The 16,835-nt window shown below is 68.0% G+C and carries 15 protein-coding genes; 8 read left to right on the forward strand and 7 right to left on the reverse strand.

Going from position 1 to position 16,835, the window contains the following annotated elements; translation table 11 throughout:
• Genes ligA through PGB34_RS03165 form a run of 4 tightly spaced genes read left to right on the forward strand, consistent with a single transcriptional unit; the run spans position 1 to position 3,324 of the window.
• Complete coding sequence (gene ligA / locus PGB34_RS03150) at positions 1-444, forward strand: protocatechuate 4,5-dioxygenase subunit alpha (protein WP_271426609.1); 444 nt, start codon at positions 1-3, stop codon at positions 442-444.
• A gap of 1 nt (position 445) precedes the next feature.
• Positions 446-1,318, forward strand: coding sequence for a class III extradiol dioxygenase subunit beta (locus PGB34_RS03155; RefSeq protein WP_271426610.1), 873 nt, complete (start codon positions 446-448; stop codon positions 1,316-1,318).
• Positions 1,319-1,351: 33 nt separating this feature from the next.
• Entirely contained in the window at positions 1,352-2,302 is a 951-nt protein-coding gene (locus PGB34_RS03160; protein ID WP_271426611.1) for a Gfo/Idh/MocA family oxidoreductase, read from the forward strand.
• A gap of 2 nt (positions 2,303-2,304) precedes the next feature.
• The gene (locus tag PGB34_RS03165) at positions 2,305-3,324 is read left to right on the forward strand and encodes an aldo/keto reductase (RefSeq protein WP_271426612.1); all 1,020 of its coding nucleotides are present in this window, start codon (positions 2,305-2,307) and stop codon (positions 3,322-3,324) included.
• Here PGB34_RS03165 and PGB34_RS03170 read toward each other — a convergent pair.
• A complete protein-coding gene (locus tag PGB34_RS03170; protein WP_271426613.1) occupies positions 3,321-4,010 on the reverse strand; it encodes a hypothetical protein in 690 nt (229 codons plus the stop codon). The genes PGB34_RS03165 and PGB34_RS03170 overlap by 4 nt on opposite strands.
• 8 nt (positions 4,011-4,018) lie before the next feature.
• Positions 4,019-5,050, reverse strand: coding sequence for a TRAP transporter substrate-binding protein (locus PGB34_RS03175; RefSeq protein WP_271426614.1), 1,032 nt, complete (start codon positions 5,048-5,050; stop codon positions 4,019-4,021).
• A 113-nt stretch (positions 5,051-5,163) separates the two neighbouring features.
• On the opposite strand from PGB34_RS03175, the gene PGB34_RS03180 reads away from it, so the two are divergent.
• Positions 5,164-6,006, forward strand: a complete 843-nt coding sequence (locus tag PGB34_RS03180; protein ID WP_271426615.1) for an IclR family transcriptional regulator — start codon at positions 5,164-5,166, stop codon at positions 6,004-6,006.
• A gap of 8 nt (positions 6,007-6,014) precedes the next feature.
• Here PGB34_RS03180 and PGB34_RS03185 read toward each other — a convergent pair whose 3' ends face one another.
• The 5 genes from PGB34_RS03185 to PGB34_RS03205 form a co-directional block, all read right to left on the reverse strand.
• Positions 6,015-7,193: an MFS transporter gene (locus PGB34_RS03185; RefSeq protein ID WP_271426894.1), complete on the reverse strand. Its 1,179-nt coding sequence runs from the start codon at positions 7,191-7,193 to the stop codon at positions 6,015-6,017.
• A gap of 62 nt (positions 7,194-7,255) precedes the next feature.
• A complete protein-coding gene (locus PGB34_RS03190; protein ID WP_271426616.1) occupies positions 7,256-8,263 on the reverse strand; it encodes a TRAP transporter substrate-binding protein in 1,008 nt (335 codons plus the stop codon).
• 79 nt (positions 8,264-8,342) lie between these two features.
• Positions 8,343-9,176, reverse strand: a complete 834-nt coding sequence (locus tag PGB34_RS03195) for a shikimate dehydrogenase family protein (protein WP_271426617.1) — start codon at positions 9,174-9,176, stop codon at positions 8,343-8,345.
• Positions 9,177-9,198: 22 nt separating this feature from the next.
• On the reverse strand, positions 9,199-10,611 hold the full coding sequence (locus tag PGB34_RS03200; protein ID WP_271426618.1) for an MFS transporter: 1,413 nt from the start codon (positions 10,609-10,611) through the stop codon (positions 9,199-9,201).
• Positions 10,612-10,694: 83 nt separating this feature from the next.
• The gene (locus tag PGB34_RS03205; protein ID WP_271426619.1) at positions 10,695-12,596 is read right to left on the reverse strand and encodes a bifunctional sugar phosphate isomerase/epimerase/4-hydroxyphenylpyruvate dioxygenase family protein; all 1,902 of its coding nucleotides are present in this window, start codon (positions 12,594-12,596) and stop codon (positions 10,695-10,697) included.
• Between the two features lie 239 nt (positions 12,597-12,835).
• Between PGB34_RS03205 and PGB34_RS03210 the strand changes: the two genes are divergently transcribed.
• From PGB34_RS03210 to PGB34_RS03220, 3 genes are all read left to right on the forward strand, one after another.
• Complete coding sequence (locus PGB34_RS03210; protein ID WP_271426620.1) at positions 12,836-13,552, forward strand: response regulator transcription factor; 717 nt, start codon at positions 12,836-12,838, stop codon at positions 13,550-13,552.
• A 59-nt stretch (positions 13,553-13,611) separates the two neighbouring features.
• A complete protein-coding gene (locus PGB34_RS03215; protein ID WP_271426621.1) occupies positions 13,612-15,420 on the forward strand; it encodes an ATP-binding protein in 1,809 nt (602 codons plus the stop codon).
• A 154-nt stretch (positions 15,421-15,574) separates the two neighbouring features.
• A complete protein-coding gene (locus tag PGB34_RS03220; RefSeq protein ID WP_271426622.1) occupies positions 15,575-16,609 on the forward strand; it encodes a hypothetical protein in 1,035 nt (344 codons plus the stop codon).
• Positions 16,610-16,835: the final 226 nt, after the last annotated feature.

A 16,835-nucleotide genomic window follows, 5' to 3' on the forward strand; every position in this document is an offset into this window, starting at 1 on the left:
ATGTCCCTCGACAAACCCTACCTGGATGTACCAGGCACCATCATTTTTGACGCCGAGCAAAGCCGCAAGGGCTACTGGCTCAACCAGTTCTGCATGAGCCTGATGAAGGCCGAGAACCGCGAACGCTTCAAGGCCGACGAGCGCGCCTACCTCGACGAATGGCCCATGAGCGAGGAGCAGAAGCAGGCCGTGCTGGCGCGCGACCTGAACTGGTGCATGCGCACAGGCGGCAACATCTACTTCCTCGCCAAGATCGGCGCCACCGACGGCCGCAGCTTCCAGCAGATGGCCGGCTCCATGACCGGCATGACCGAGCAGGAGTACCGCGACATGATGATCCGCGGCGGCCGCTCGGTCGAAGGCAACCGCTACCTTGGCGAAGACGGCGACGCCCAGCCGCAGAACCAGCCCCAAGGCGCCAATCACCCCAACAAGGCACATTGACATGGCCCGCATCACCGCATCCGTCTACACCTCCCACGTGCCCGCCATCGGCGCGGCCATGGACCTGGGCAAGACCCAGGAAGACTACTGGAAGCCGCTGTTCGCGGGCTATGACTTCTCCAAGCAATGGATGAAGGACAACAAGCCCGACGTCGTCTTCCTGGTCTTCAACGACCATGCCACGGCCTTCAGCCTGGACATGATCCCCACCTTCGCCATCGGCACCGCGGCCGAGTACCAGCCGGCCGACGAAGGCTGGGGCCCGCGCCCCGTGCCCAAGGTGGTGGGCCACCCCGACCTGGCCAGCCACATCGCGCAGAGCGTGATCCAGCAGGACTTCGACCTCACCATCGTCAACAAGATGGACGTGGACCACGGCCTGACGGTGCCGCTGTCGCTGATGTGCGGCGAGAAGGACCCGCGCGAAGGCGCCTGGCCCTGCCCCGTGATCCCCTTCGCGGTGAACGTGGTGCAGTACCCGGTGCCCAGCGGCCAGCGCTGCTTCAACCTGGGCCGCGCGATCCGCAAGGCCGTGGAAAGCTATGACGAGGACCTGAACGTCCACATCTGGGGCACGGGCGGCATGAGCCACCAGCTCCAGGGCGCGCGCGCCGGCCTGATCAACAAGGAGTGGGACAACCAGTTCCTCGACCGGCTGATCGCCGACCCGCATGGCCTGGCCGCCGTGCCGCACATCGACTACGTGCGCGAGGCCGGCAGCGAAGGCATCGAGCTCGTGATGTGGCTGATCGCGCGCGGCGCGATGGCCGACGTGAACGGCGCAGGCCCGGCGCCGAAGGTGGCGCATCGCTTCTTCCATGTGCCCGCCTCCAACACCGCCGTGGGTCACCTGATCCTCGAAGAACAGAACTGAACCGCCAACCCGACTCTCGCAAGGAAAACCGACATGACCATCAAAGTAGCCCTGGCCGGCGCCGGCGCCTTCGGCATCAAGCACCTGGACGGCATCAAGAACATTGACGGCGTGGAAGTCGTCTCGCTGATCAGCCGCGACCTGGCCAAGACCCAGGAAGTGGCCGACAAGTACGGCATCAAGCACGTGAGCACCGACCTGGCCGACAGCCTGGCCATCAAGGAAGTGGACGCCGTGATCCTGTGCACGCCCACGCAGATGCATGCCGAGCAGACGCTGGCTTGCCTGAAGGCCGGCAAGCATGTGCAGGTGGAGATTCCGCTGTGCGACGTGCTCAAGGAAGGCGAGCAGGTGGTGGAAGCGGCCAAGGCCAGCGGCCTGGTCGCCATGTGCGGCCACACCCGCCGCTTCAACCCCAGCCACCAGTACGTGCACAAGAAGATCGAGGCCGGCGAATTCAACATCCAGCAGATGGATGTGCAGACCTACTTCTTCCGCCGCACCAACATGAACGCGCTGGGCCAGCCGCGCAGCTGGACCGACCACCTGCTGTGGCACCACGCCGCCCACACCGTGGACCTGTTCGCCTACCAGGCCGGCAGCCCCATCGTCAAAGCCAACGCCATCCAGGGCCCGATCCACAAGGACCTGGGCATCGCCATGGACATGAGCATCCAGCTGCAGGCCGCCAACGGCGCGATCTGCACGCTGAGCCTGTCCTTCAACAACGACGGCCCGCTGGGCACCTTCTTCCGCTACATCGGCGACACCGCGACCTACATCGCGCGCTATGACGACCTGTTCAGCGGCAAGGAAGAAAAGATCGACGTCTCCAAGGTCGACGTGTCGATGAACGGCATCGAGCTGCAGGACCGCGAGTTCTTCGCCGCCATCAAGGAAGGCCGCGAGCCCAACTCCAGCGTGGCCCAGGTGCTGCCCTGCTACCAGGTGCTGCATCAGCTGGAGCAGCAGCTGGGCGGCTGACCATGCAAACCACACGCGCCATCGGACCTTTCACCGTCTCGGCCATCGGGCTGGGCTGCATGAATCTCTCCCACGCCTACGGCGTGCCGCCCTCGCCCGAGCAGGCCGAGCGCGTGCTGCTGGCCGCGCTCGATGCCGGCGTGACGCTGTTCGACACGGCCGCGCTCTATGGCTTTGGCGCCAATGAAGAGCTGGTGGGCCGCGTGCTGGCGCCGCACCGCAGCCGCTTCACCTTGGCCAGCAAGGGCGGGCTGGGCGGCGTGCGCGGCGAAGACGGCGTGCTGCGCCGCGTGATCGACGGCCGGCCCGAGGCGCTGCGCCAAAGCTGTGAAGACAGCCTGCGCCGCCTGAAGACCGACGTGATCGACCTGTACTACCTGCACCGCTGGGACAAGAAAGTGCCCATCGAAGACAGCGTGGGTGCGATGGCCGATCTGGTGCGCCAGGGCAAGGTGCGCACGCTGGGCCTGTCGGAAGTCTCGGCCGCCACGATCCGCAAGGCGCATGCGGTGCATCCGATCACGGCCGTGCAGACCGAGTACTCGCTGTGGACGCGCAACCCCGAGATCGCGGTGCTCGAGGCCTGCCGCGAGATCGGCGCCAGCTTCGTGGCCTTCAGCCCGCTGGCGCGCGGCTTCCTGACCGACACGCTGCACGACGTGGGCGCGCTCGACGCCAAGGACATCCGCCGCCCCATGCCGCGCTTCGCGCCCGAGAACTACGCCGCCAACCTGAAGCTGCTGCCGGCCTACAAGGCACTGGCCACCGAAGTGGGCTGCACGCCCGCGCAGCTCGCGCTGGCCTGGCTGCTGCACAAGGCGCCGCACATCGTGCCCATTCCGGGCACCACGCAACTGGACCATCTGCACGAAGACATCGGCGCGGCCGACGTGCGGCTGACGCCCGCGCAGATGGCGCAGCTCGAAACGCTGATCGGCGAGCACAACGTGGTCGGCCCACGCTATGCGCCGCAGGCCACGGGCGAGGTGGACACGGAGAACTTCGCGCCCAGCGCGGGCTAGAAGCGAGTCACGTCTTCTGGCACTGCGGCATAAGCCAGCGCGTAGGAGCTGCGCGTGACCTGAGCCGCAGTGCCCATGCGCGCCAGCGCTGAATCGCTCAGCGCCTCTCGCGCCCACTGCTGCAGCGCCGGCGCGTCATAGCCGACCACCAGCAGCACCCAGTCGGCCACCTGGTCCGAGAGGCCACGGATGCGCTGCTCTTCGGTTGCGCCGATAACCGGCGCCTCATGCCGCAACAGGTGCAGGCCCACACCGCCGCTTTGCTGCGCCCATTGCTCTCCCAGCGCGCGCAAGGCTGCACGCAAGGCTTCGGCCTGGCCCGGCGCGGGTGCGAGCCGCACAGTCAGCATCTGCTGTGCCGTGCAGCCGCCCACGCTTTCCAGCACATGGCATTGGCTGCGCACCATGTTCCGGTGGTGCGGCATCATGCGCTGCGACCAGGGCGAAGGCGCGTTGAGCCGCGCGAGGTAGGGCGCCGAGCCCAGCACCGCGTGGCTTTCCAGCTCATAGAGCACAAAGATGCCCTCGCCGCCTTGCGCGCAGACCCAGCGGCTCGCGCGCCGGAAGCCCGGTATGCCCAGACGTTCCGGGAAATGCTCATGCGCGTGCCAGTGCGCAAACTCGTCCAGCGCATCGGACGCCATGTCCCACCACATGGCCAGCGCAGCCCTGCCTTGCAATGCCATGCCTGCCCTTACTTCGCGGCGCGCAGGCGCGTGAGCTCAGCGTTGACCTGCTGTACCACGCCTTCACCGATTTCTGCGGTGAACTTGGCCGTGACGCCCTGCACCTTCTGGCGCAGGCGCGCCACTTCCTGCGCGCTGACCTCATTGACCTGCATGAGCTTCTTCAGGCCCTCCACGGCCTGGCTTTCCTTTTGCTGCGTGAGCTTGCGCTCTTCCTGCTTGGCCTCGTCGGCGGCGGCGCGAATGATCGCGCGCTCCCCCTCGGACATGCCGTCCCAGGTCTTCTTGCTCATGAGAAAAGGCATGCCTGTGTACACATGGCGCGTGAGCGAGAGGTACTTCTGCACTTCCGCGAACTTGGCCGATTCGATGACGGCCACGGGGTTGTCCTGGCCGTCGATGGCACGCGACTCCAGCGCGCCATAGACCTCGCCGAAGGTCATGGGCAGCGGGTTCGCGCCCAACGTGTTGAACAGGTCGATGAAGATCGGCGATGCAATCACGCGAATCTTCAGGCCCTGCACGTCCTCGAACTTCGTGATGGGCCGGCGGCTGTTGGTCATGTGCCTGAAACCCAGGTCCCAGATGCCCAGGCCGATGGCGCCGTGCTTGGCAAGGTCGTCAAGCATCTGCGTGCCCACCGGGCCGTCGGCAATCGCATAGGCCTCCTGCGCGTTGTTGAACAGGAAGGGCAGGTCAAAGACCATGAAGCGCTTGTCGATGGAAGCGATCAGGCCCGTGGCCATCGATGTGAAATCCAAGGTGCCGCCACGCACGGCCGCAAGGTTCTGCGGGTCGCCGCCCAGCACCGCGTTGGGAAAGAGCGTGACCTTCATCTTGCCGCCGCTCTTGCTGGCGACGGCGTCGGCAAACTTCTGCGCGCCCTGCCCCAGCGGATGGTCCTTGGCCAGGCTGAAGGCAAAGCGCAGGTTGCGCTCCTTGATGTCCTGGGCGTGGACCAGGCCGGGCGTGGCGCCCAGCAGCGCGGCCGCGCCCAGCAATGAAAGCAGTGCGCGACGCACGGGACGGTAAGCGGCCATTGGGTGTCTCCTGAGTTCTGAACAAAAGTGCATGCGATGCTGCCAATTTTGTGAAAGGCGTTCAACTTTTTGATATCTTTCAAAAATTGAAAGCAGCTGGAGACGGCAAGACCATGAGCGGCGCCCTCGAAAAATCATTGGCCATCCTCGAACACCTGATCGACCACCCCGACGGGGCGGCGCTGGTGCAGATCGCCACCGACCTGAAGCAACTGCGCAGCGGCTGCCACCGCAGCTTGCAGGAGCTGATCCGCCTGGGCTATGTACGGCAGCTGCCCACGCGCGGCGACTATGCGCTGACCACCAAGATGGCGTCGATGGGCATGCGCTTCATCAGCAAGTCGGGCGTGGTCGATCTGTCGCAGCCCGTGATCAACCGCCTGGCGCAGAGCACCGAAGAGCTGGTGCGCCTGGCTATCGTGGACGGCGAGCGCCTCACGCTGGTGGCCAAGGCGCAGGGCGCGCGCTCGGGCCTGCTGTACGACCCCGACATGGGGATCGACCTGCGCCTGTCTTGCAGCGCAGCGGGGCAGGCCTGGCTGATGACCTTGCCCGAAGATCTGGCCATCGAGTACGTCACGCACCAGGGCATGGGCCAGCCGCGGCACTACGGCCCGCAGGCGCCCACCTCGTTCAAGGCGCTGCTCAAGCAGCTCGACGAGCACCGCAAGCGCGGCTTCAGCCTGATCGAGGAAGGTTATGCGCCGGGCATGAGTTCGATGGCCGCGCCCGTGCAGCGCAAGGGTGAGCCGGCCACGGGCGTGATCGTGATCGCGGGCCCTTCACTGCGGCTGACGGCCAAACGCATGCAGCAGTTCGGCCCGGCCTTGCTCGCCGCGGCGCAGGAGCTGGCGCTGACGGGCAATGCCTCGGCATTGCTCAAGTCTGCGAACGTGGGCACCTGGGGCAATGCGCCCGATGAGGCGCCGCGCGTGCTCACGCGGCGCAATCGCTGAAAGGACTTTCAGCGCGCGCCGTACAAGCGCGGCAGCCGCCACCAGGCCAGCAGCATCAGCAGCACGCCGGCCAGCAGCATGGGCAGCACCATGGGCCAGGCGCCGTGGCTTTGCTGCGCATCGACGAACTGTGCCGCCACCTGCCCCACGCAGAAGGCCGCCGCCATCATGCCGAAGCCCGACCACGAGACCGCGCGCCCGGCCTGGGTGGGCAGGTCGGCCACGGCGCCGGCCTGGCCGCAGGGCTGGTGGATGCCATGGCCCAGCACGTACACCGCATGGCCCAGCAGCAGCGGCCACACGGCCTGCGGCGCCAGCAGGCAGCCCAGGGCCTGGATGCAGGGGCCGACCAGGCTCAGCGTAGCCCCCAGGCGCACGGTGCGCAGCGGCCCCCAGCGGCGCAGCAGCCGCCGGCAGGCCATGGTGCTGAAGATGTAGACCAGCGAGCCGCCCGCGGGGATCCAGCCGTACAGGGCCGGCGAGAGGCCCAGGTACTCGATGTAGACCATGGGCGAAAGCAGCAGGAAGCAGAAGATGCCCGCATAGGTGCTGGCCGCCACCGAGGCCCAGACGCGGAAGCTGCGGCTGGCGAAGACCTCGCGCACGCTGCCGGCGCTGGCCTTGGCGGCGCTGCCCTGCGGCAGCGTTTCGGCAAAGCCGCGCCAGCACAGCACCCACAACACGCTGGCATAGGCGGCCATCAGCGCCATCACCCAGCGCCAGCCGGCCAGTTGCACCACCCAGGCGCCCAGCAGCGGTGCGGCCAGCGCGACGATGCCCAGCCCGGTGAGGCCGCGCGCCATCACGTGCAGGCCGTCCTGCGGGGCATAGAGGTCGCGCACGGCGGCACGCGCACACACCAGCACGGCCGCCATCGCGGCGCCCTGCAGCGCGCGGCAGGCCACCAGCATGGCCACATGGAACGAAAGCGCACTGCCCAGGCCCGCCAGCACGTAGCAGGCCAGCCCGGCCAGCAGCAGCGGGCGGCGGCCCCAGCGGTCGGCCAGCGGCCCGCACATCAACTGCGCGATGCCGAAGGCAAGCACGAAGACGGTGAGGCTGGCGCTGGCCGAGCCCAGCGCGCGTGCGATGGCCGGAAGCGCAGGGAGGTAGCTGTCGGTGGCAACCGGCTGTGCAGCCAGCAGCAGGGGAAGCAGGAGGGCGAAGGGAAGAGGCTTGTTGCGCACTGAAGAGTCCAGCAAGCGGCGTGCCATTCAGGAGGCCACGCCGCTCGCCGTCATTGTCCGGACTAGTTGCGGACCTTGCTGATCTCGGCCATCAATTCCTTGACCGTGGCCTCGCCCACGCTGGCCGTGTACTTGTCGATCACGGGCTTGACCTTCTCGCGCAGCTTGGCCACTTCGGCCGGCGGCAGTTCGGTGACGGTGACGCCGGCCTTCTTGAGCGCGGCCAGCGCCGAGTCGGCCGCGCCGCGCGAGACGCCGCGCTGGAAGGCGGTGGCCTCATCCGCGGCCTCGCCGATGATCTTCTTCTCTTCCGCCGAGAGCTGGTCCCAGAACTTCTTGCTGATGATCAGCGCCTGCGGGTTGTAGATGTGGCGGGTCTCGGTCAGGTGCTTCTGCACCTCGGCAAAGCGCGAGGACAGGATCACCGTGTTCGGGTTCTCCTGCCCGTCCACCACGCGCTGCTCCAGCGCCGGGTACAGCTCGGGGAAGGGCATGGGCGTGGCATTCGCGCCCAGGGTGTTGAACAGGTCGATGTAGATCGGCGACTGGATCACGCGCACCTTCAGGCCCGCGATGTCGTCGGCCTTGGCCACAGCGCGGCGGCTGTTGGTCAGGTTGCGAAACCCCAGGTCCCAATAGCCCAGGCCATGCATCTGCTTCTCGTCGAGCTTGGCCAGCAGCTTCTTGCCGAAGGCGCCATCGGTCACGGCGTCGGCTTCCTTGGCGTTGCCGAAGAGGAAGGGGAAGTCGTAGACCGCGAATTCCTTGACCTGCGCGGCCAGGATGCCGGCGTTGAGCACGGTCATTTCCACCGTGCCGCCCTGCAGCGCCGAGACGGTCTGCAGGTCACCGCCCAGCGTGCCGCCCGGGAAGAGCTTGACGCTGAGCTTGTTGCCCGACTTCTGCGCCACCAGCTCGGCGAACTTCTGTGCGCCCTGCGCCTGCGGGTGGCCGGTCTGGTTCTGGAAGGCGAACTTGATGGTGCGCTCCTTGACCTGGGCGCCGGCCAGGCCGGTGGCGCCCAGTGCGGCGGCGGCCACCAGGGTGGCGATGAAGTTCAGTCTTTTCATGGCGTGTCTCCTGCTCTTTCTGGTTGATGAAAAAAAACGCTGCGCGGGGCGGGTCGTCGGCCCGCCCCGCATCTCTCACTCAGTATTTCAACGTGGCCACGGCCCGCAGGGCTTCGGCCGTGGTGCTGCCGAAACCGAAGAACTCCAGGTAGGCCGGGATCTGCTCGAAGAGCATGTCGGTGCCCACCTGCACGGCGCAGCCGCGCGCCACCGCGGCCTGCAGCAGTGGCGTGTATTCGGTCTTCATCACCACTTCGCCGACGAAGGTGCCGGGCGCGATGCGCGCCACGTCGAAGGGCAGCGGATCGCCCTCCTTCATGCCCAGCGGCGTGGCGTTGACGATCACGTCCCAGCCGGCCGGATCGTTGGAGCCCGTGCTCACCTCCAGCTTCGGATAGTGCTCACGCAGGCGGCCGGCCAGGGCCTGGGCCGAGGTCGGGTTCGCGTCGAAGAGCATCAGCTCGGCCGCGCCTGCGGCAGCGATGGAGGCCGCGATGGCCGAGCCCACGCCGCCCGAGCCCGACACCAGCACGCGCGCGCCCTTGAAGCTGCGGCCCTTGCGTTCAACCCCGCGCACGAAGCCTGCGCCGTCGAACATGTCGCCCAGCAGCGTGCCGTCGGGCCGCTTGAGGATGGCGTTGCAGGCGCCCGCGATGCGCGCGGTGGGCGTGGCCTCGTCGACCAGATGCAGCGTGCTGATCTTGTGCGGCATGGTCACCAGCGCGCCGCGCAGGTTGGAAAAGCGCATGATCAGCGGCAGCGCGGCCGCATAGTCCTCGGCCTTCACGCCCATGGGCACGACCACGGCGTCGATGCCCTGCTGTTCGAACCAGGGGTTGTAGATCATGGGCGCCTTGAAGCTCTCGGTGGGATAGCCGAGGTGGGCGATCAGCGTGGTCTTGCCGGAAATCATGGGAAGGTCTGGCGGGCTCGGGTCAGGCGTTGGCGGTCTTGGGTTCGGAGGACGAAGCCAGCGCCTCCTGGCGCAGGCGATCGTAGTCGTCCTTGCTCATGGGCGTGGCATCGGCGCGGCCCAGTTCGTTCATGGGCACGCGGAAGGTCTCGCGGGCGCTGAAGGCAGCCAGCGCCGCGATGACGGTGATGCCGAAGGCGATGGCGCCGACCTTGAGCCAGATGTCCACCGCACCGGGCGGCGCCACGAAGGTGAACAGCGCCGGCAGCATGGCCGTGATGGCGGTGCCGATGTTCTGCGAGATGGCCATGGCCGACACGCGCGTGCGGGTGGGGAACAGCTCCGGGTAGAAGCTGGGGAACACGGCGTTGTAGCCCTGGTAGACCACGCCCCACATCAGCAGCGACATGCAGATGGCCAGCGGCACGTTCTTGATGCTGATGGCGTAGAGGTAGCCAAAAGCCAGCAGGCCCGAGGCCAGCGCGCCGACGATGATGGGCGGGCGGCGGCCGATGCGGTCCGACAGGTTGCCCACGTAGGGGATCACCAGCACCGCGAGGATGTTGCCCAGCACGGGGATCCACAGGTAGATGTCTTTCGCGAAGCCGATGCCGTAGGCCGGCTGCACCGCGTAGGCGGCGCCGAAGATGGTGGCCACCACGGGGATCACGTTCATCAGCGCCATGCACACCACGCGCAGCATGTCCGGCGTGCTGTACTTGAAGGCGTCGATGACCGGCGAGCGTGCGCGGTCCTTCTGCGCCGCCTTGTCGGTGAAGGCGGGCGTTTCGGCCACTTCGCGGCGGATGATCCAGCCGGCCACGATCACCACGAAGCTCAGCAGGAAGGGAATGCGCCAGCCCCAGTCGTTGAACTGCTCGGCGGGCATGTAGTGCGCCAGCGGCAGGAACACGGCCGCGGCCAGGATCTGGCCGGCCTGCACGCCCTGCAGCGTGAAGCTGGCGAAGAAGCCGCGGCGGCCGAAGGGCGCGTGTTCCATGATCATCGAGCTGGCGCCCGAGATCTCGCCGGCCACGGCGAAGCCCTGCACCAGGCGGCACAGCACCAGCAGCGCGGGCGCCCACAGGCCGATCTGGTCGTAGGTGGGCAGCAGGCCCACGGCGATGGTCGAGAAGCCCATCAGGAACATGCACCACACCAGCACCTGCTTGCGCCCGTGCGTGTCGCCCAGGTGGCCCAGCACGAAGGCGCCGATGGGCCGCGCCACGTAGCCCACGCCGTAGGTGGCCAGCGAGGCAATGATGGCGATGGCCGGATCGCCCTTGGGGAAGAAGATCTGCGGAAAGATCAGCGCCGCGGCGGTGGCGTAGATGAAGAAGTCGTAGTACTCCAGCGCCGAGCCGATCCAGCCGCTGGCGGCGGCCTTCTTCGACTGGTGCTGGCCCTGGGGTTCATGGGCGGTGGCTGTGGACATGGTGTCTCCGATGGGCAAGGGCCGGCGCGGGTCGGGCCTGCGCGCGGCGAAGGTAAAGAGAGAAGCGTGAGGTGGTCGCGGGTTCAGGGATGCTGCAGGGCCTGGGCCGCCAGGCGGGCCGGCGCATTGGCGGCGCCGTAGGCGTCGTAGTCGCCGATGCGCTGCACCACTTCGAAGAACAGGCCCTCTTCGAGGCTCTGGGTGTAGATGTGCAGGTAATCGCCTTCGGCCGAGCGGTCAAACAGCACGCCGGCCGCGCGCAGACGCGCCACGAACTCGGGCGCCAGGTCCATGCGCGTGGGCAGGTCGTCATAGTAGTTGCCCGAGATGGGCACGAAGCCCACGCCCGCGTCGCGCATGCGCTGCACGGTGGCGAAGATGTCTTCGCAGCGCAGCGCGATGTGGTGCACCGCGCCGCCGCCCGTGCGGCTGAGCGTGCGCGCCGTCTGCGTGCGCTGGCTGACCGAGGCGTTGAGCACCAGCCGCACCGTGCGTTCGGCGTTGCTCAGGCCGCGGTTGCGCACCAGACCGAAGGGGTCGGCCAGCTCCAGGCTTTCGCCGGGCTCAAGGCCCAGCACCGCACGCGAGAACAGCACCCAGGTGTCGAGCTGGTCCACGGCCAGGCCCAGCGCCACGTGGTCGACGGACAGCAGGCCATGGCCTTCGCAGCCGGTCGCGGGCTCGTCGAACACGAAGTCGGCGCGCAGCAGGCTTTCGATGTCCGGCGACTGCGGCAGGAAGTGGATCAGATTGCCGCCCGGCGCCACGATGGCGGGCAGCGCCGATTCGCCGGGGCCGCGCGGGCTGTCGTGGCGCTGCGAGCACATGGCCGTGGCGCGCGCTGCCGCGCCCTCCGGGTCCTGCGCGAGCAGGCCCAGCGCGCACACCGAGGTGCCATGCAGCTCGAAGCGCTGGCGCGCAAAGGAATCGGGCTGCGCGTTGACGATGAAGTGGACCTGGCCCTGGCGGTACAGCGTCACGGCCTTGCTGCGGTGGCGGCCGATGCGCGCAAAGCCCAGCTGCTGCAGGCGCTGGCCCAGCGCCTGCGCGGCGGCCTCGTCGGCCGCAAATTCGATGAAGCCCATGCCGCCCAGCTGCGGGGCCGGCGGCGGCTCGCACAGCTCGACCGTGGGCGCGGGCAGGCGCCCGCGCGGTTCTTCGGCGGCGGCCAGACGCTCGCGCACCTGGCTTTCCAGCCACAGCAGCGAGCGCATCGCGTCCACGGCGGTGCGGCGGTTGGGCGTTTCGCGGAACACGTCGTTGAAGATCTCCAGCGACAGCGGGCCGCGATAGCCCGCGCGCAGCGCCTGCGCGAAGAAGCCCACCACGTCGAAGTCGCCCTGCCCCGGAAAGCTGCGGTGGTGGCGCGCCCACTGCAGCACGTCCATGGCCATCAGCGGCGCATCGGCCATCTGCACGAAGAAGATCTTCTCGCCCGGAATCTGCGCGATACCCGCGGGGTCGTCCTTGAGCGAGAGGGTGTGGAAGCTGTCGAGGATCAGGCCCAGGCTGGGGTGATCGGCCCGGCGCACGATCTCCCACGCCTGGCTGTAGAGCGAAGTCGCGCGGCCCCAGGCCAGCGCCTCGTAACCCACGCGCAGGCCGCGGCGCGCGGCGCGCTCGGCCAGCGCATGCAACTGCTCGGCGGCCAGCGCGGGATCATCCTTCACCAGCGGCGAGGTGTTGGAGCAGCACAGCATCAGCGAAGCGCCCATGGCCTGCATCAGGTCGAACTTGCGCTCGGCGCGATCAAGGCTGCGGCGAAACTGCGCCTCGGGCATGGCCTCGAAATCGCGGAAAGGCTGGTACAGGTCGATGGACAGGCCCAGGTCGGCCGCGATGCGGCCCAGCTCGCTGGCCGAGCCGCTGAAATTGATGAAGTCGGCCTCGAAAAGCTCGAAACCGTCGAAGCCGGCGGCGGCGATGGCGTTGAGCTTCTCACGCAGGGTGCCACTCAGGGAAACGGTCGCGATGGAGCGGTGCATAGACGCACTGTAGAAATCCGGGCCCGTGCGCCACAACAGGAGGCATGTTCGGTGCGTTCGATAATCGCACAATAACGTTCGTTAATCGGGCATTCAAAGGGTTTGCCCTAGGGAGTTGGGGGGAGCCTGCGGCGCGCCACGCAGCCCCCGGAAGAAGCGTTGCGGCACAGGTCTCGCAGCGAGACTCTGAGTGACTTTGTTCACTACGACCCCCGGCCCCGCGCACTAGCATCTTCCGCATGGATGCCTTCGACCCTCCAGCGCCTGATGCGGCGGCCTCGCAGCCCCGGCGCGCCTGCACCATCCTCGTGGTCGATGACCACGAACTGGTGCGCCTGGGCGTGCGGGCGCTGCTGCAGGCGCAGCCCTCGCCCGCTGCGGCCGGGCTTCAGGTGCTCGAAGCCGAGAGCCTGGCGCAGGCCCTGGCGCTGTACGCACGGCATGTGGGAACGGGCCAGACCATCGACCTGGTGCTGCTCGATCTGGCGCTGCCCGACACCCAGGGCCTGAGCGGCCTGGCCACCTTCCGCGAACGCTTTCCGCAGGCGCGCATCGTTGCGCTCTCGGGCACCGGCATGTCGGCCTTCAGCCAGAACGCGATTGCGCAGAGCGCGCTCGCGCTCGGGGCGCGGGCCTTCCTGCCCAAGTCGGCCAATCTGCGCGAGGTTGTGAGCTTCATCCGCGCCTGCGGCCTGCTGGGCAGCGGCGTGGTGGACGGGCAGGCCGACAAGCCCGCACCGGCGGCAAAGCCGGCGCCCGCCCCCGCCAGCCGGGGCTGGCAACAGCTCAAGCCGCACCAGGCGCAGGTGCTGCGGCTGGTGCTCGAAGGCAAGACCAACCGCGAGATCGCGCAGATCACCAGCCTGGCCGAAGGGACGGTGAAGAACTACGTGTCCACTATCCTGCTGCTGTTCGGCATGCGCTCGCGCGCGCAGTTGATCAGCAGCCTGCGCTGAGCCGGCGGGCATCCATACAAAACACAACGCGGGGCCGCCCTGCGACGGAAGTTCAGTCAATGAGTAGAGACATCGGCGCTCGGCCCGGCGTCGTGCCTGTGGAGGACATCGACGCCAAGGTCCTGCGGGAGCATGTGGCCTCGGTCTACTTCACCTACCGCGCCACCTTTGCTGCGCGCATGGTGTTCGTCTTCGTGTTCGGCGGCTTCATGTACGCGCAGTTGGACGACCCATGGGCGCTCGCGTTTGTTGCGCTGCATGTGCTGCTGTATGTGGGCTTTTATTTCTCGCCGCGCTGGCATCCGGGTATTCCGGCTTCGCAAAGTGCCTTCTGGGCTCGCCGAATCACGAAGGTCGTGATCGTGCTGGGTCTTGCCGATGGGCTGGCGCCCTGGCTGTTCGTGCCAAGCGGCAACCTGAGCGTCACCTCGGTGCTGGCAGTGGTGATGATGGGCAACTGCGCGCGGGCGGTGCAGTCCTTGCGGCCGCTCAAGGCCGCGATGATTGGCCACACCGTGCCCATGATGGGCAGCCTGATCATTGCGCTGGCATTGCAGGCGACCAGCCTGCATGCTTTTCTGGCGGTCTTTGCTGCCGTGTACCTGTTGATGATGCTGCGCGTGGGCGTGCAGGAGCATCGGCAGCTGACGAACTCGCTGATCCTGCGCTTCGAGAACGAGGCGCTGGCCGCGCGCCTGAAGGAGCAGGTGGCCGCCACCGAGCGAGCCAGCGCCGAGAAGACCCGCTTCCTGGCCGCCGCCAGCCACGACCTGCGCCAGCCCATGCATGCCATCGCCCTGTTCGGCGCGGCGATGGAAAGCGGCCTGCGCGATCACCCCGAGCGCGCCAACGCCGAACGGCTGATGCGCGCCGTCAATGCGCTGGGCGAGTCGCTGGACACCATGCTCGACGTCTCGCGCCTGGATGCCGGCGTGGTCAGCGCCGCGCCGCGCGCGCTGGCGCTCGACACCCTCCTGCTGGCGCTGCACCACAGCTTCTCGGCCCAGGCGGAACACAAGGGCCTGCAACTGCGCGTGCGCCCCAGCGGCCTGTGGGTGCACACCGACCCGCAGTTGCTGTACCGCCTGCTGTCGAACCTGGTGGACAACGCGCTAAAGTACACCCGCCAGGGCGGCGTCACCGTGGTGGCGCATGCGCGCGGCGCGCAACAGGTGTGGCTGGAGGTGCGAGACACCGGCATCGGCATCGCCGCCGACCAGCTGGGCCGCATCTTCGAAGAGTTCTACCAGGTGGACAACCCGGGGCGCGACCGCGCGCGCGGCCTGGGCATCGGCCTGTCCATCGTGCAGCGCCTGTCGCGCCTGCTTGCGCACCCGGTGCAGGTGCAATCGCGCCCCGGGCGCGGCACGCGGTTCAGGCTGGTGCTCAATGCCGCCGAGCCGGCCGCGGGCGCCGACGACGAGCGGCTGTTCGACGGGCCCGACGGCCCCGTGCAGCATGGCTTTGCCGCGCCGCGGCTGCAGGGGCGCATTCTGCTGATCGACGACGAGGCCGAGATCCGCGAGGGCATGGTCCAGTTGCTGCATGCCTATGCGCTGGAAACCGTGGCCGTGGCGGACGAAGCCGCCGCGGTCCAGGTGCTGGCCGAGGCCAAGGCGGCGGCGCGGCCCTTTGCGCTGCTGCTGTGCGACTACCGCCTGGCCGACGGTGCCGACGGCCTGCAGGTCGCGCAGCGCCTGCGCGAGCGCTTCGGCCATATGCCGCTGCTGCTGATCACCGGCGAAACCGCCCCCGAGCGCCTGGCGCGGGTGCGCGCCTCGGGCACGCCGGTGCTGTCCAAGCCGGTCAGCGCGGCCACGCTGCTGCAGGCCATTGCCGAGCTGACCGGGCCGGCGGGCCGGGCCTGAGCGCCCAAGGCCTGCGCGCAGCGCCATGGCCGGCCTGCGTGAACTGCTTGGCACGCACGCGCTGTCCAGATGACTTTAGGCACTCGCCGAAATGCGGGGTGCTGGCCTAGCGTGCGAAACCTTCATTCATCCGAACGACAGGGAAGACACCACCATGCACAAAAGACTGAGCGCCATCGCCGCCGCGGCCGCAGCAGCCCTGGCCATGACCGCCTGTGGAGGAGGTGGCGGCGGCGGCGGCTTCCTGCCGATCCTGCCGCCACCCGCCCCCGCCCCCGCGCCCGCCCCCGGCCCTGCACCGGCACCATCACCGGCCCCTGCGCCGGCCCCCGAGCCACCGCCCGCGCCGATCACGCGCACCTTCCTGTACGAGGCACTGCCCACGGCCGCCGACAGCGCAGCCTTCCTGGCGCAGCTCAACAGCCAGGGCGCGCGCGGCTTTCGCTTCTTGAGTGGCTTTGCCTTCACGACCAGCCCCACCACGACCGAGGTGGTGGAGGGCTACGTGAAGGACGCTGACACCACCTACAGCTACGAACTGCTGGCCCTGCCGGCCGACCGGGCGGCCATGCAGGCGCAGCTGGACGCACAAGGCGCGCGCGGCTTCACCTGGGGCGGCGCCTATGTCGCGGGCAAGGACTTCGTCTACATCTACCGCAAGGACAACGGCTCGACCGCGAGCTACAGCTACCGCGTGCTGCTGGCAGAAAGCGGCAACGGCGCCTTTCTCACGCAAGCCAATGCGCAGGGGGCCGAGGGCTACTTCAACACCACGACTGCGTTTGTCGTGGGCACGGAGACGGTGAGCGTCTATGAGAAGGCATCTACCGGTGGCGCCACCTACGGCTACGAGCTGCTGGACCCGACAGGTGATGCCGCGGGCTTCTACGCGCAACTTAACGCACAGGGCGCGCGCGGCTATCGCTTCCGCACGGAGTTCCTGTTCTCGGACGCACACAAGGTGGTGTTCGCCAAGGACCTGTCTCAGGCCTCCACGTTCGCGTTCTACGGCCTGCCTCCCGAGAGCACCAGCGCAGCCTTCATCGCCCAGGCCAATGCCGAAGGCGCCAAGGGCAATGGCCTGATCGGCGACTACGTCCTGCCCGGCAACGCCAACAGCACGCTGTACTTCACGCCCAAGGATTGCAGCGGCCTGCTGTGCGTGCCGGTGGGGCTGTTCGGCCTGTAGGCCACGGGCACACAGGACTGGCGTGGGGTGCATGGCGAGTGACTTTGGGCACTACGCCCTGCGCAACCCGCTGCCTAGACTGGATTCGCGTTGGCGCTGGGCCGACGCCGCAGCAAACGATTTCAAGACAGAGAGGACGCAATGACAGAAAAACGATGCTGGCGCACCTGCGCCGTGGCGGCTGCGGTCGCAACCTTGTTGGCCGCTTGTGGAGGCGGAGGCGGCG

The organism is Xenophilus arseniciresistens (assembly GCF_028023875.1).
Taxonomy (GTDB): domain Bacteria; phylum Pseudomonadota; class Gammaproteobacteria; order Burkholderiales; family Burkholderiaceae_C; genus Xenophilus; species Xenophilus arseniciresistens.